The organism is Bradyrhizobium sp. USDA 4341 (genome assembly GCF_054063755.1).
Genome location: NZ_JBSSGO010000002.1, coordinates 267,325 through 282,538 on the forward strand (window position 1 = coordinate 267,325; position 15,214 = coordinate 282,538).

Annotated in this window: 13 protein-coding genes; 9 read left to right on the forward strand and 4 right to left on the reverse strand. The window is 63.8% G+C overall.

All coding sequences use genetic code 11. From position 1 onward, the window contains the following. Positions 1–10: 10 nt before the first annotated feature. Both ACVIGB_RS06975 and ACVIGB_RS06980 read left to right on the forward strand, forming a co-directional pair. Positions 11–1,255: an FAD-dependent oxidoreductase gene (locus ACVIGB_RS06975; protein WP_456723262.1), complete on the forward strand. Its 1,245-nt coding sequence runs from the start codon at positions 11–13 to the stop codon at positions 1,253–1,255. A 199-nt stretch (positions 1,256–1,454) separates the two neighbouring features. Continuing rightward, entirely contained in the window at positions 1,455–2,231 is a 777-nt protein-coding gene (locus ACVIGB_RS06980; RefSeq protein WP_456723261.1) for an outer membrane protein, read from the forward strand. 74 nt (positions 2,232–2,305) lie between these two features. On the opposite strand, the gene ACVIGB_RS06985 is transcribed toward ACVIGB_RS06980, so the two are convergent. The 4 genes from ACVIGB_RS06985 to ACVIGB_RS07000 form a co-directional block, all read right to left on the reverse strand. Then, positions 2,306–3,076 (reverse strand): glucose 1-dehydrogenase, encoded by a 771-nt coding sequence (locus ACVIGB_RS06985; protein ID WP_456723260.1) that lies wholly within the window; start codon positions 3,074–3,076, stop codon positions 2,306–2,308. 199 nt (positions 3,077–3,275) lie between these two features. After that, positions 3,276–4,067 carry an outer membrane protein gene (locus ACVIGB_RS06990; protein ID WP_456723259.1) on the reverse strand — a complete coding sequence of 264 codons (792 nt, stop codon included), beginning with the start codon at positions 4,065–4,067 and terminating at the stop codon, positions 3,276–3,278. Positions 4,068–4,295: 228 nt separating this feature from the next. After that, a complete protein-coding gene (gene parE / locus ACVIGB_RS06995; protein WP_173643374.1) occupies positions 4,296–6,356 on the reverse strand; it encodes a DNA topoisomerase IV subunit B in 2,061 nt (686 codons plus the stop codon). 128 nt (positions 6,357–6,484) lie between these two features. Then, positions 6,485–6,853 (reverse strand): hypothetical protein, encoded by a 369-nt coding sequence (locus tag ACVIGB_RS07000; protein WP_092113833.1) that lies wholly within the window; start codon positions 6,851–6,853, stop codon positions 6,485–6,487. Positions 6,854–7,041: 188 nt separating this feature from the next. On the opposite strand from ACVIGB_RS07000, the gene ACVIGB_RS07005 reads away from it, so the two are divergent. The 7 genes from ACVIGB_RS07005 to ACVIGB_RS07035 all read left to right on the forward strand — a co-directional run bounded on the left by ACVIGB_RS07005 (position 7,042) and on the right by ACVIGB_RS07035 (position 15,201). After that, positions 7,042–7,572: a DedA family protein gene (locus ACVIGB_RS07005; protein ID WP_212317468.1), complete on the forward strand. Its 531-nt coding sequence runs from the start codon at positions 7,042–7,044 to the stop codon at positions 7,570–7,572. A gap of 141 nt (positions 7,573–7,713) precedes the next feature. Further along, entirely contained in the window at positions 7,714–10,365 is a 2,652-nt protein-coding gene (locus tag ACVIGB_RS07010; RefSeq protein ID WP_456723257.1) for a DUF3857 domain-containing protein, read from the forward strand. 194 nt (positions 10,366–10,559) lie between these two features. After that, on the forward strand, positions 10,560–11,549 hold the full coding sequence (locus tag ACVIGB_RS07015) for an MBL fold metallo-hydrolase (protein WP_456723256.1): 990 nt from the start codon (positions 10,560–10,562) through the stop codon (positions 11,547–11,549). A gap of 221 nt (positions 11,550–11,770) precedes the next feature. Further along, the gene (locus ACVIGB_RS07020; protein WP_456723255.1) at positions 11,771–12,442 is read left to right on the forward strand and encodes an FMN-binding negative transcriptional regulator; all 672 of its coding nucleotides are present in this window, start codon (positions 11,771–11,773) and stop codon (positions 12,440–12,442) included. Continuing rightward, the gene (argC, locus tag ACVIGB_RS07025; protein ID WP_456723254.1) at positions 12,442–13,488 is read left to right on the forward strand and encodes an N-acetyl-gamma-glutamyl-phosphate reductase; all 1,047 of its coding nucleotides are present in this window, start codon (positions 12,442–12,444) and stop codon (positions 13,486–13,488) included. Before ACVIGB_RS07020 ends, argC (ACVIGB_RS07025) begins: the two co-directional genes overlap by 1 nt. Before the next feature lie 122 nt (positions 13,489–13,610). Next, a complete protein-coding gene (gene argC / locus ACVIGB_RS07030; RefSeq protein ID WP_456723253.1) occupies positions 13,611–14,591 on the forward strand; it encodes an N-acetyl-gamma-glutamyl-phosphate reductase in 981 nt (326 codons plus the stop codon). A 16-nt stretch (positions 14,592–14,607) separates the two neighbouring features. Continuing rightward, a complete protein-coding gene (locus ACVIGB_RS07035) occupies positions 14,608–15,201 on the forward strand; it encodes a class I SAM-dependent methyltransferase (protein ID WP_456723252.1) in 594 nt (197 codons plus the stop codon). Positions 15,202–15,214: the final 13 nt, after the last annotated feature.

A 15,214-nucleotide genomic window follows, 5' to 3' on the forward strand; every position in this document is an offset into this window, starting at 1 on the left:
GGACGGCATCATGGATGCAGGCAATCCGGCAACGGCGAAGACGCGTCAGATGAAGGTGCGCTGCTGCGTCGTCGGCGGCGGGCCGGCCGGCATGATGCTCGGCTATCTGCTCGGACGCGCCGGCGTTGATGTCGTGGTGCTGGAGAAGCACGCCGATTTCTTCCGCGACTTCCGCGGCGACACGGTGCATCCATCGACCCTGCAGGTGATGGACGAGCTCGGTCTGATCGACGGCTTCCTGAAGCTACCGCACCAGGACATCCAGAAGCTCGAAGGCATGTTCGGCGGCACCTTGGTGCGGATCGCCGACCTCAGCCGCCTCAGCGTCAAATATCCTTTCATCGCCATGATGCCGCAGTGGGACTTCCTCAGTTTCCTGCGCGAGAGCGGCAAGCGTTTCCCCTCGCTGCAGGTTTTGATGAGCGCCGAGGCAACCGACCTGATCCGGCGCGGCGACGCTGTTGCAGGCGTCCATGTGAAAACGCCCGATGGCCCCATCGAGATCGAGGCTGATCTCACGATCGGCTGCGACGGCCGCCATTCGATCGTGCGCGAGCATGCCGGCCTCGACGTCGAGGAGATCGGCGCGCCGATGGACGTGCTGTGGTTTCGCGTCGGGCGGCGTCGGGACGAGACCGAGAATCTGTTCGCCCGCATCGACCACGGCAAGATGATGGTGACGTTTGATCGCGGCGACTATTGGCAATGCGCCTATGTGATTGCCAAGGGACAATATGAGGCCGTGAAGGCGAGGGGATTGCCGGCGCTGCTCGACGACGTGCTGCGGCTCGCGCCGATCCTCAAGGCCGGCATTGCCGACGTGAAGAGTTTTGACGACGTCAAGCTGCTTACGGTTGCGATCAATCGCCTGACGCGCTGGACCCGTCCTGGCCTGCTCTGTATCGGCGACGCCGCGCACGCGATGTCGCCGATCGGCGGCGTCGGCGTCAACCTCGCGGTGCAGGACGCGGTCGCGACCGCCAACATCCTGGCGGCCAAGCTCGCGCAAGGCTGTCCGCCGGAGGACGAGCTCGACGCCGTGCGGCGTCGCCGCGAATTCCCGGTGCGGGTGACCCAACGCATGCAGGTGATTGCGCAGAACAACATCATCAGCGCTGCGCTGAAGGGCGGCGATCAACCGGTGCCGTTCGCGTTGCGGTTGATTACCGCGATGCCGTGGCTGCAAGGGCTGACGGCACGTCTTGTCGCGATCGGGGTGCGGCCGGAGCACGTCCATTCGCCGGCGGCGCACTGACGGGCGTCGCGCGCAGGGAAGGAATTTATCAAGGATAACAGCTCCTTAAAGGAGCCGTTAGAAGTTGCGTGATTGCAACAGACAGACATGATTCGAGACCGGCGCGCATGGATTCTGCGCGACCGGTTCCCGCGGTTTGCTTTTGGTAAGGGTCTCTCTGGGAAAGCTCGTCTCCATCAGACAATCTGGGGATGCCACCATGTCTTATGCCAAATTCATTGCCGCGCTGACCGTGACCACGGCGCTCGGCGTCGGTGCTGCGTCGGCCGCCGACCTTGCAGCCCGTCCGTACACCAAGGCGCCGGCCTATGTGGAAACGGTCTACAACTGGTCCGGCTTCTACATTGGCGGCCATCTCGGCGGCGCCTGGACCAACGAGCAGTGGGTCAACAGCGCGAACACGACGGCGTTCGGCGATCTCGCGCCCGGCCAGGGCTTTCGGCAGCGCGGCTCGGGCTTCATGGGTGGCGGTCAGATCGGCTACAATTGGCAGGCCAACAACTTCGTGTTCGGCGTCGAGGGCACGATCTCCGGGCTCGACAATTCCGGCCGCGTCACCAACACGGTGTTCGGCGTCGGCCGCGACGATCAATTCAGCTGGCGCTCGAACGTCATGGCAACGATCGTCGGTCGTGCCGGCTACGCGATCCAGAACAACCTGCTCTATTTCAAGGGCGGCTATGCCGGCGTGAACAACCGCCTGTCCGTCGTCGACAACCTTCCGCCGGCAACCGGCTCCGGCAGCCAGACCCATTGGGCCAGCGGCTGGACGGTCGGCGCCGGCTGGGAATACGGCATCACCCGCAACTGGACCATCGGCGTCGAATACAACTACGCCGCCTTCGAGCGTCAGACCTATCAGCTCGCCGGCACCGCGGCGGGCACCTACACGTTCGATGCCAAGCCGCGCGATATCCAGTGGGCGGTGATGCGGATGAACTACAAGTTCGACGCGCCGGTCATCGCGCGCTACTGAACGACACTGAGGCGAACAGGATGCAGGAGCCCCGGCAAATGCCGGGGCTCCTGTGTTTCATGAATCCTGTGTTTTCAGGCGATCACCGAATAGCCGCCGTCGACGGGGATCGCGGTGCCGGTGACGAAGTCCGACGCCGGCGAGGCCAGGAACACGGCGATGCCCGCGAAGTCGTCGATGGCTCCCCAGCGGGCCGCCGGTGTGCGTGCGAGCACGCGCTCGTGCAGCCCGGCGACCTGCTCGCGCGCGCCCTTCGTCAGATCGGTGTCGATCCAGCCCGGAAGGATGGCGTTGACCTGGATGTTGTCGGGGGCCCAAGCGTTGGCGCAGGCGCGGGTGTACTGCACGATGCCGCCCTTGCTCGCGGCATAGGCCGCAGCGAAGCTCGCGCCGAAGATCGACATCATCGAGCCGATGTTGATGATCTTGCCGTGGCCCGAGGCCTTGAGCGCCGGATAGGCCGCCTTCGAGCACAGGAAGGCGCTGGTGAGGTTGGTGTCGATCACCTTGCTCCACTCGTCGAGCTCGAGCTCGTCCGGCGGCTTGCGGATGCTCATGCCGGCGTTGTTGACGAGGATGTCGATCCGGCCGAGCTCGCCGATGACCCGCTCGACCATCGCCGCGACGGCGGCCTTGTCGGTCACGTCGGTTGCCACCGCGATCGCCTTGACGCCACGCTGGCCGAGATCCTCGACGGCAGCCATCGATTTCGCCTCGTTGCGGCCGACCACGGCAACCGCCGCGCCGGCATCCGCCAGGCCGCGCGCCATGCCAAGCCCGATGCCGCCATTGCCGCCGGTGACGATCGCGACCCGGCCGGAGAGATCAAACTGTCCGTTTCTCATTGATGTTGTCCGCTGTGGTTTGAATCCGGTCGCGAGAGTGCCCGATCGCCACAGCGCTGACCAGATCCGGGCGCGGCCGGTCGGCCCTGCGCCAGGCGGCGTGCGCGCGAGATCGTTCTCGACAGCGCTCAGGCAACAAAAAGCCCCGGACAATGCCGGGGCTTTTCGTCTGCTATGTCAGCAGGGATCAGTACTCAGCTCAGTACTTGGCAACAACCGGACCGGTCCAGTTGAAGCGATAGACCAGCGAGGTGCTGATGGTCTGGACGAACGGCTTGAAGGTGATGTCGCGGCCGTTCGAGATGTTGGTGACGTCGGCGAGTTCCGAGATGTTCCTGCTATCGTAGTAGGCAGCGCGGTACTCGGTCTTCATGAACCAGCCCGGCGCGGTGATGCCGAAGATGTTCAGGTTGTTCTCGACGCCGCCGCCGACGAACCAGCCGCTGCGATCGAAGCCGTTGGTATGCAGGCCCGACGGGAGAGCGGACGCAGTGTTGAACAGCGTGGTGCCCTTCCAGTGCGAGCTGGAGTAACCGGCGTTGACGTAGGAAAGAACGTTCGGAGCGACCAGATAACCGAGGCGCGCACCGGCGGCCCAGCTGTAGTCGTTCTTGATGTTGCCGGCGAGGAACGGACCCTGATCCTGGATCGTGCCCTTCAGGCTGCCGAACTGACCGTCGGCGAACACGCCGAGGACCCAGCTGTTGGCGGTCTGCCAGTCGTAACCGGCACCGACGGTGCCGAACCAGCCATCGCCGCCCTGGCGCTGGTTGAAGCCGAGGATCGGCGCGCCCGTGGTGGTCGACTGGACACCGGTGTCAGCGTCCCAGATGCCGCCGCCGCCACCGCCGAAGATGTAGAAGCCGGTCCAGCTCGGAGCGACTGCGATCGGGGCAGGAGCCTTGGTGTAGGGGCGGGCGGCCAGATCGGCAGCCGACGCGGAACCCGTCATCGCAGCAACCGCGGTCAGAGCGAGCAAAATCTTCTTCATATCCAAATCCTCGACTTTAGCGTTCGATCGGGTCGCTGACGGGGGCGCGATCGCACCGATTCCCGAAACTCATGTCAGGACTATACGTGGTTCCGCCGGAAATGCTGTTGCGGGTGAGACACAACCGCCCGAAAACGAAACCGCGGGCACTCTCCGAAAACGCGAATGAAAACGGCCGCCCCGATCGAGGGGCGGCCGTAAAATCATTTCAAATCAGCTGGTTGGGGCCTAAACGTCGAGCAGATCGTCGCTGGCGAATTCGGCCTTGTCGGAGATGAAGGCAAAGCGGGCTTCCGCCTTGGTGCCCATCAGCCGCTCGACCGAGTCGGCGGTGCCCTCACGATCGTCGGCAAGCAGCACCACGCGCAGCAGCGTGCGCTTGGCCGGATCCATCGTGGTCTCCTTCAGCTGCGCCGGCATCATCTCGCCGAGGCCTTTGAAGCGATTCACCTCGACCTTGGCGTTGGCGTTGAATTCGCTCTTGAGCAACTCTTCCTTGTGGGCGTCGTCGCGGGCGTAGACCGACTTGGTGCCGTGCTTCAATTTGTAGAGCGGCGGCACCGCCAGATAGAGATGTCCCTCGTCGATCAGCCGTGGCATCTGCCGGTAGAAGAAGGTGATCAGGAGCGATGCGATGTGCGCGCCGTCGACGTCGGCGTCGGTCATGATGATGATGCGCTGATAGCGCAGATCCTCTTCGCGGTAGTGCGCGAGCGTGCCGCTGCCGATCGCCTGCACGAGATCGGAGAGCTGCGCGTTGGCGGTCAGCTTGTCCTTGCCGGCAGAGGCGACGTTGAGGATCTTGCCGCGCAGCGGCAGCACGGCCTGCGTCTTGCGATCGCGTGCCTGCTTGGCGCTGCCGCCGGCCGAGTCGCCTTCGACGATGAAAAGTTCAGAGCCTTCGGTGCCGGCATCGGAGCAATCCGCGAGCTTGCCGGGAAGACGCAGCTTCTTGCCGGCGGTCTTGCGCGCGGTTTCCTTTTCCTGGCGGCGGCGCAGCCGTTCCTCGGCGCGATCAATCACGAAGTCGAGCAGCCGGTTGGCCTGGTTCGGATTGCCTGAAAGCCAGTGGTCGAACGGATCCTTCATCGCCTGTTCGACGATGCGTTGCGCTTCGGCGGTGGCGAGGCGATCCTTGGTTTGGCCCTGGAATTCAGGCTCGCGCACGAACACCGAGAGCATCACGGCCGCGCCCACCATCACGTCTTCGGAGGTGATGGAGGCCGCGCGCTTGCCCTGACCGGCGCGCTCGGCGTGGTCCTTCAAGCCGCGCAGCAATGCACTGCGCAGGCCCGATTCATGTGTGCCGCCATCGGGCGTCGGCACCGTGTTGGTGTAGGACGACAGGAAGCCATCGGCATCGGCCGTCCAGGCCACCGCCCATTCGCAGGCGCCATGCGCGCCGCTGCGGCCGGACTTGCCGGAGAAGATATCCTGATGCACCAGCGTGTCGGCATGGATCGCCGCGGCCAGATAGTCTTTCAGGCCGCCAGGGAAGTGAAATTTGGCTTCCGTCGGGACGTCTTCGACGCCCTTCAACAGTTCCTGATCGCAGCGCCAGCGGATCTCGACGCCGCCGAACAGATACGCTTTCGAGCGCGTCATCTTGAACAGACGCTGCGGCTTGAAGGCCGCCTTGGCGCCGAAAATATCAGTGTCCGGTTTGAAGCGGATGCGCGTGCCGCGGCGGTTGTTGATCTTGCCGAGGTCTTCGAGCTTGCCCTTGGGATGGCCGCGCTCGAAGGTCATGCGATGCAGCTGCCCGCTGCGCGCGACCTCGACCTCGAGCCGTGAGGAGAGGGCATTGACCACGGAGACGCCGACACCGTGCAGACCGCCCGAGGTCTCGTAGACCTTGGAGTCGAACTTGCCGCCCGAATGCAGCGTGCACATGATGACTTCGAGCGCCGACTTCTTCGGGAATTTCGGATGCGGATCGACCGGGATGCCGCGGCCATTGTCGGTCACGGTCAGGAAGCCGTCGGTGGTCAACTCCACGTCGATGAAGGTGGCGTGGCCGGCGAGGGCCTCGTCCATGCAGTTGTCGATCACCTCGGCGAACAAATGGTGCAGCGCCTTTTCGTCGGTGCCGCCGATATACATGCCGGGCCGCCGGCGGACCGGTTCCAGCCCTTCCAGCACCTCGATATCGGCCGCCGTATAGCCGGCCTCGGCACTCCCCGTGGGCCGCGAAGCAGCCTTCGCCGGAGCGCGTCCCTTCGGCTCCGGGGCTCCGAACAGATCGTCGGCGGATTTACTTTTGGCGTTTGATTTCAGTGGTTTGGACATTGTTCTTCAAGTGATGCGCCGGTCTGGGCGCGGCGAATCGGTTGCTCTGACTATGCCACGGATGGGCTGCCAAATGGGGGCGGCCGCGCCGTTAGGGCCCGGCCGCCTGTGTAGATAGGAGCCTGCGATTACGCCCGCGAGGTGCGGAATACAACGACCGTGAACAGGGCCATGGCGGCGACCACCATCAGCGATCCCACGATCGGCGCCGCCTCGAACGCCGGGCCCTTCAGCAACACGGCGGCCACGCCGGCCGGAAACAGGATGCCGCCGACGATATGCAGCCAGCCCTGGATCCTGGCGAGCAACATGGTTCCTGCCGCCGGCACCAGCCGGTAGTACAGGCCGAACAGGAACAGCAGCACGCCGCCGACGAGATTGAGATGGGCATGCGCCGGCCCCAACGTGAAGTCGTGCTGGATACCCATGGCGATGCCCGCGAGCATTCCGAACAACAAGACGAGAACGCCGACGCACATCATCAGTGACCCGATCATCCAGTGATTCCTTTTTCTTATGAGGGAGGTGCCAGCCAGCCCGGACCGCAGGGGCCTTACCGGAAATCACGTTTGATCCCCGCCTTTGTGACTTGATGTCACGCAATGGGCTGGCTTACCTGTTCTTAGGCTGTGTGCCGCTACAAAGGTTCATTCAGTTTTCAACGCAGCGGAGGGCACTCGACGAGATGGAAGACTTTGCGCGGGCCCTGGCCGAATTCGTCCGCCATCACCAGGCCTGGGCCGCTCCGATCGTCATGCTGCTGGCGTTCGCTGAATCGCTCGCCTTCATCTCGTTGCTGGTGCCCGCCTGGGGTGCGCTGGTTGCGATCGGCGCCCTGATCGGCGTCAGCGGGATCAGTTTCTGGCCGATCTGGATCGCGGGCGGCATCGGGGCCGCACTCGGCGACTGGGTCTCCTACTGGTTCGGCTATCGCTACAAGGAGCAGGTCGCGCAGATGTGGCCGCTGTCGCGCTATCCGGAGATCCTGCCGCGCGGCGAGGCCTTCGTGAAGACCTGGGGCGTGCCCAGCATCTTCATCGGCCGCTTCTTCGGCCCGCTGCGCGCCTCGGTGCCGCTTGCCGCCGGCATATTCGAGATGTCGTACTGGCAATTCCAGATCGCCAATTTCGTCTCCGCGCTGGTCTGGTCGGCGGCGCTGCTGTTGTTCGGCGACGTCATCGGCCAGGTCGTCGAGTGGATGTGGCGGGCGGTGTAGGGCGGTCAGTCCGCGACATCAGGCGGGTGCCCACACGCGAAAAGGGAAACCTAAAAGTTTTTCTATCCAGGCGAGGCGACAGTAATTTCCCGGTGATAGCTCAACAGCCGACGTTTTGGTCGTCGACGGGCTTGCACCACCATGATCGCGCGCATCTGTCTCCTTTCCGCTTTGCTGCTGCTGACACCGTCGGGCTTTGCCGCAGCCGACTCAACGGCTTCAGCGACCGCGGACCAGCACCGGGTCTGGATCGATCCAGGCTGGCGGCGGACGGTCAGCCGTTATGAGATTACCTTCGACGAGCAGGGTCTGAGTACGACCATTTTCGATTTCGAAGCCCAGGCGCTCAATGAGAAGGGGGCCGAGGCACTCGCTCAACGAACCTTCCGCTACAACAGCTACTTTAATGAGTTGTCATCCAGCGAGCTTGCAACGTTGAAGTCCGATGGCCGGGTCATTGCGGTCGAAGAACGAGCAATCCGCGACCAGCCTGCCTCGACGGACGCATCCTCTCCCTATTTTGACGAGCAGCGGCAGCGGTTGGTTGCCTATCCGGACGTCGCTCCCGGCGACAGGGTCAAGGGACGGTTGATCTACAAGGCGAAGAGAGCCGTGTTTCCCGGCGAATTTGCGGGCTACTGGAGCCAAATGGCGGATCAACCTCGCGAGGTGATGGAGCTCACGCTCGATGCGCCTGCGTCGAAGCCGTTGCATGTCGCGTTGCGCAATGTCGAACATGAAGAGGAGAGGCGGGGCGACCGGATCGTCCATCATGTTTTCTTCAGGCAAGAAACGCCGACGCCGCGTGAGATCGATGCGGGGGCATTCGACGATGCCCGACGGTTCGAGGTCAGTACCTTCGCGGACTATGCGGCTTTTGCGGCGATGTTGAACGCCCGCAATGCGCCGATGGCGCGGCCTGACGAGAGTTTGGAAAAGCTATCTGCCGAGATTGTCGGCGACGTCTCGGACGCCCGAAGCAAGGTTGAAAGAATTCACAACTGGGTCGCGCGGAATATCCGGTACGTCGGGATCGGGCTCGAGGATGGTGGTTTGACGTCGCAGCCCGCATCCGCGGTCCTCGCGGCGCGCTACGGTGACTGCAAGGCGCATGCGACGATCCTCAAGGCGTTGCTCGCAGCTCAGGGAATCGAAGCCAATCTTGTCGTGGTGAATGCCGGCCCGCAGTACACGGTGACGGAGGTCGCGACGCAGAATTTCGACCACGCGATCGTCTATGTTCCGGCAATTGACCGTTATCTCGACCCGACCTCGTCGCTGGTGGCGTTCGATTCCCTGCCACCGAACCTCGGTGGCAAACCCGCGCTCAATATCGACAAGGGGACGATGGCCCGCATCCCGGTGACGGCACCGCAGCGCTTCGTGCTGGCAGTGGATACGGAATACACGCTGCACAGCGACGGCACACGTCAGGCGCGCTCACTCTTGTCCGGCAGTGGACTGGGAGCAGCCATCGGACGATCCGTCGCACTCGGCCTTGACGCGGCGGACCGGCAAAACGGCGCCAGGAAGCTGATCGAGCAGGCGGGGCTGAGCGGTACGGGCGACTACAGCTTCCCGAACCCGCGCGACCTCTCCGACAACTACGCGATCGCCGCAACCTTCCAGATCAGCAAGCCCGTCGGCCTCAATCATCCCGAGCGGATCAGGATGCTGCCCCTGACCGACCCTCGCCCCTCGTTGCTGCTGCTTGCCACCAGCGGGTCAACCGACCGGGCCTTTCCATGCCGCTCACTGGAATATCGAGAGACCAGTTCGCTCACCGTGCCTGAGGGAACAAACTTCTACGAAAAGCCAGCGCCGGTCACCTATAGCAAGAGTTTCAGCGGCAGCACGGCTTACGGCGCCGCGACGGGGCGTATCGATGTCAACGCGACCGCCTCGCTGGATGGCCACACGATCCGCTCCAGCGCCTTGGTGCGGTTCAGCGTCGATGCCGCGGTCTGTCCGGCGGAATTTGCCTCGGCGATCAAGGCTGGCTTGGACAAGTTCACGGAGTTCAAATACGGGCCGATTGGATTGACGCCGAGACCGGTGCCGCTCGTCACTGAAATCAGCGCCGACTTTACCGATGGTGTGAACGCGTATCAGGCGCAAAACTATGTGCGCGCGATGGCTCTTCTCCGGCCTTATGCCGAGCGTGGCAACGCCAGGGCTCAATCCTATGTGGGCTACATGTACGAAAGCGGCTACAGCGTCGAGCGCGACTACGCCGAGGCGATCCGCTGGTTTCTGATGGCTGCTGAGCAGGGCGATTCCTACAGCCAGGGGAAGCTGGGCTACGCATATGAGTACGGGCTTGGCACGGCGCGCGACGAGAAGATCGCAGCACAATGGTACGCCAAGGCCGCTGAAATGGGCGACGTCTTCGGTCAGTCCCACTTGGCGCGCCTGTATCGGGATGGCGCTGGTTTAGCCCAAGACTATCAGCAGGCGGCCAACTGGTTTTCGAAGGCGGCCGATCACGGCTCGGCCTGGGCACAGGGAAACCTCGCACTGCTCTACATCAAGGGCCGTGGATTGCCGCTGGACCTGTCGCGGGGGATTGCGTTGCTCCGAATTGCAGCCGATCAGAACGACAGTGAGGCCCAATACAATCTGGGGTACGCTTATGAAAGCGGCACGGGCGTTCCGCAGGACACCAAGGAGGCCATCAAATGGTACAGCAGGGCGTCCGATCGCGGTAATTCACTCGCCCGCACCCGCCTCCAGGGATTGCTGGGGGGCGGCGGCCTTTTAGGCCTCCTGCGCAACGTCTTCGGTGGCCTGTGAACTCCTGATCTGCCCACAACACCGACCGTGGTGGGCGCCGTTTGCCGACGGCGGTCTCGGAATAAGGCCACGGCGCAGGGGTTAGCCCGGACGATGGCGGAGTCGCGCAACCGTCATCGCACGACGATTGTATCGCTGGTAAAACCTTGTCCAACAAGCATGATCGCCGTCACCGTTTCGCTGGAGGACAACACATGGAATTGACACGACGTCACGCTCTCGCAGGTGCTGCCGGCATCGCCGCCGCACCGTTGTTGCCTGCCGTTCCTGCGGTAGCCGCAGCGCCCGCCGCCGACAAGCAGGCGCCGAGCTTCTATCGCTACAAGGTCGGCGACATCCTCGTCACCGCGGTGTCCGACGGCAAGAATGTCTTCAAGCTGGAAGATTCCTTCATCCCGAACGCGAAGCGGGACGATGTCAACGCGGCCCTGGAGAAGGCCTTCATGCCGCGCGACTTGGTGTCGATCTGGTACGCGCCGCTCGTGCTCAACACCGGCGGCAAGCTGGTCGTGATCGACACCGGCAATGGCGCGCTGGCGAAAGCCAGCACAAAGGGCGCCAGTGGCCAGTTCGCCGACAATTTCGCCGCGGCCGGCTTTGATCCGAAGAATGTCGACATGGTCGTGATCTCGCACTTCCATACCGACCATGTGAACGGCCTGCTGACAGCCGAGGGCACGCCGGCGTTCCCGAATGCCGAAGTGCTGGTGCCGGCGACCGAATGGAAGTTCTGGATGGACGACGGCGAGATGAGCCGGGCGCCGGCCGGCCGCATGCAGGGCCTGTTCAAGAACAATCGGAATATCTTCGAGGCCGGCCTGAAGAAGAAGGTTACACCTTACGAGTGGGGCAAGGAGATCGCGCCGGGCCTGACCTCGGTCGAGACCATCGGCCACACGCCGGGCCACACCTCCTACGTGCTGGCTTCGGGCCCGGACAAGGTCTTCATCCAGTCCGACGTCACCAACAATCCCAACCTGTTCGCGGCCAATCCCGGCTGGCATGCGTTCTTCGACCAGGACGGCGACGTGGCGGAGAAGACCCGCCGCCGCATCTACGACATGGTGGTTGCGGAGCGGCTCCAGGTGCAGGGTTATCACTATCCGTTCCCGGGCCTCGGCAATGTGGTCAAGGACGGCAACGGCTACCGCGTCGTGCCGGCGCCGTGGAATCCGGCGATCTGAACGGTTTTCCTTGACGCAAAACGGGCGCGGCTCTATAGCCGCGCCCATGATCAACGCCGCGACCATCATCATCGCCCGCCGCCGCCGCATTCTCGCGGTATGGGCGGTCGCTCGCGTTTAAGACCATCGCCTCTGCCGCCGGACCCGATCCCGCGGCGCTCTCCTGAAAAAAGACACGCGGTTCGATCTGGCGGCTCCTTCGTCACGCAGGAGTTTCGACCATGTATACGCCACCGCCCTTCAAGCCTGACCGCGCCGCGAGCCTCGGCTTTGCGGAAGCGCGCGGTTTCGGCATCGCCTGCGCGTGGGACGGCGGCAAGCCGATCGCCTCTGCGCTGCCGTTCTATTTGAGCTACGCCGCCGACGGCACGCCGCGGGCGCTGTTTCATGTTGCCCGTCACAATCCGCTGGTAAAGCTGGTGCATGGGGGCCCTTGGCTGCTGGCCGTGACCGGCGCGGATGCCTATGTGTCGCCGGACTGGTATGTGTCGCCCGATCAGGTGCCGACCTGGCTCTATCAGGCCGTGCATCTGACCGGGCCGGTGCGGACGTTGTCGGATGAGGAGCTTGCCGTTCAGATCGACGTGCTGAGCGCCAAGTTCGAGGACCGGCTGCTGCCGAAAAAGCCGTGGGTGTCGGGCAAGATGACCGCCGCGCGGCTGGAAGCAATGAAGAAGGCCATCGTGGGCCTCGAGATGATGGTGGAAGAGGTGGAGGGCAGTTTCAAGCTGAACCAGCACAAGTCTGAAACCGATTTCGCGGCGGTCGGCAACACGCTCGCATTGCAGGCCGAAGCCGGTGCCCGGGACATCGCGGCTTTGATGCGCGAGGTGCGCCCGCAGGCTTTCGCGATGATACAGGCCGAGATGAATACGCTTCCGAGGAGCGAGTAATGACGAAGAAGAAAATCGGAATTTTGGGCGCGTCCGGCTACACCGGCGCCGACGCGGTGCGCCTGTTGGCGCGGCACCCGAATGCCGAAATCACCGCGCTTACCGCCAACACCCATGCCGGCAAGGCGATGAGCGAGGTGTTTCCTCACTTCTTCATGCTCGACCTGCCAAAACTCGTGGAATGGGAAAAAGTCGACTGGACGCGGCTCGATGCCGCGTTCTGCGGACTGCCGCATGGGACGACGCAAGAGATCATCGCCGCGGTGCTGAAAGCCAATCCCAGAATCAAGATCCTCGATATGTCCGCGGATTTCCGGCTGCGCAACAAAGACAGCTACGCGCAATGGTACGGCCATGAGCACCGGGCGCTCGAATTGCAGGACGAGGCCGTCTATGGGCTGACCGAACTCTACCGGGAGAAGGTCACGGCCGCGCGGCTGGTGGCCTGTCCCGGCTGCTATCCGACGGCGGTGCTGCTGGCGCTTGTTCCGCTGGCGAAGGCAAAGCTGATTGACGTCGACGAGATCATCATCGACGCAAAGTCGGGCGTCACCGGCGCCGGACGCGGACTGAAGCAGAACACGCTGTTCAGCGAGGCCGGCGAAGGGTTGTCGCCCTATTCGATCGGAAGCCATCGACACTCGGCGGAGATCGAGCAGGAGATCGGCGCAGCCGCTGGCTCGGCTGTGACAGTGAACTTCACCCCGCATCTCATTCCGATGGCGCGGGGTGAGTTCTGCACATCTTATGTCAAGCTCAACGGGGCTACGCCCGACGATTTGCGCGCCGAGCTGGAAAAGGCCTACGCCAACGAGCCGTTCGTATATGTGACGAAGAAGGGCGTGCTACCACAGACGCAGAACGTGCGCGGTTCGAATTACGTTCAGATCGGCGTCGTCGCCGACCGGATCAAGAACCGCGCCATCGTGCTCTCGACGCTCGATAATCTTGTGAAGGGGTCGGCCGGACAGGCGATCCAGAATATGAACCTGATGTTCGGCTTGCCCGAAACCACCGGGCTGGAGCAGATCGCGCTGTTTCCGTGAGCGGGGGGTTGTTGTCGTGGACGAGGATGCGCTCAATCTAGGGATAACAGCCCCGGATTGGCAGCGCAGGTGCGGCCAGACGTGTTAGCAAACGAAACGAACGAGCTCGAAAGGAGCATGTCATGACCGTCACCGATACCAACCAGCCGAAAACCAAGAGCGGTGCGACCAAGGCAACCGTGTTCGTCGACGGGGCGTCCGGCACCACCGGCCTCGGTATCCAGGAGCGGCTGCACGCGATCGGCGACGTCGCGGTGAAGCACATCGCCGACGACAAGCGGAAGGATGCAGGCGCCAAGCGTGCGCTGATGGAGGAGGTGGATCTCGTGATCCTCTGCCTGCCTGACGAGGCCGCCAAGGAGACGGTCGCGCTGATCGACACGATGGGCAATTCGGCGCCGAAGGTGCTCGATGCGTCGACCGCCTATCGCGTCGCGCCCGACTGGGCCTACGGCTTCGCGGAGCTCGCGCCCGACCAGGCCGACAAGATCCGCAACGCGCCGAAGGTCTCCAATCCGGGCTGCTATCCGACCGGTGCGATCGCACTGCTGCGGCCGATCGTCGATGCCGGCCTGCTGCCTGCGGATTATCCCGTCACGATCAATGCGGTGAGCGGCTATTCGGGCGGCGGCAAGTCGATGATCGCGAGCTTCGAGGACGGCTCGGCGCCGGCCTTCGAGCTCTATGGCCTCGGCTTCGAGCACAAGCACGTGCCGGAGATGCAGCTTTACTCGCATCTGACGCGGCGGCCGATCTTCATCCCGTCGGTCGGCAACTACCGGCAGGGCATGCTGGTCTCGGTGCCGCTGCAGCTCGACACGTTGCCGGGCAAGCCGACTGGTGCCGACCTGCAGGCTGTTCTGGCGAAGTGGTATGCCGGCAGCAAACACGTCGCGGCGATGCCGCTGCAGAACGAGGCCGCCAAGGGCGGGCGGATCGAGCCGGAGGCACTCAATGAGACCAACCAGCTCGAGCTCTATGTGTTCGCCAGCGACAAGCACCGCCAGGCCGTGCTGGTCGCCCGGCTCGACAATCTGGGCAAGGGCGCCTCGGGTGCCGCGGTGCAGAACATGCGGCTGATGCTCGGGCTGGCTGACACCTGACGGCGAGGTGCGCGTCGTGGACGACGCCACGCTGCAATTCTACCGGCGCAATGCTGAAGCCTATGCCGGGTGGGCGAAAGCACCGTCCACCCGGCTGACAGGTTTCCTCAAGCTGCTGCCGCCGGGCGGCGCGATCCTCGAACTCGGCTGCGGCGCTGGCAATCATGCCGCGGTCATGCTTGCCGAAGGCTTCGTGCTGCGCGCGACCGACGGGTCCCCCGAGATGGCTGACGTCGCGGCGCGGCGCATCAACCATCCCGTCGAGGCGATGCTGTTCGATGAACTCGAGGACCTGGAGGCCTATGACGGCGTCTGGGCCAGCGCCTGCCTGCTGCACGTGCCGCGCGACGAATTGGCCGGCATCCTCAGTCGCATCCATCGCGCGCTGAAACCCGGCGGCATCTTCTACGCGAGCTACAAGATCGGCCATGGCGATGGCCGCGACAGCATCGGCCGCTACTACAATTATCCCGCCGCCGACTGGCTGGCGGCGACCTACGCCGCATCAGGGGCGTGGACCCAAGTCTCGTCCGACACCAGCGAGATCAAGAGTTTCGACGAGGCACCCGCGACGATGCTGCATATCGTGGTGCGCAAGAGCGGGGAATAGCGCCGGCGCGGCC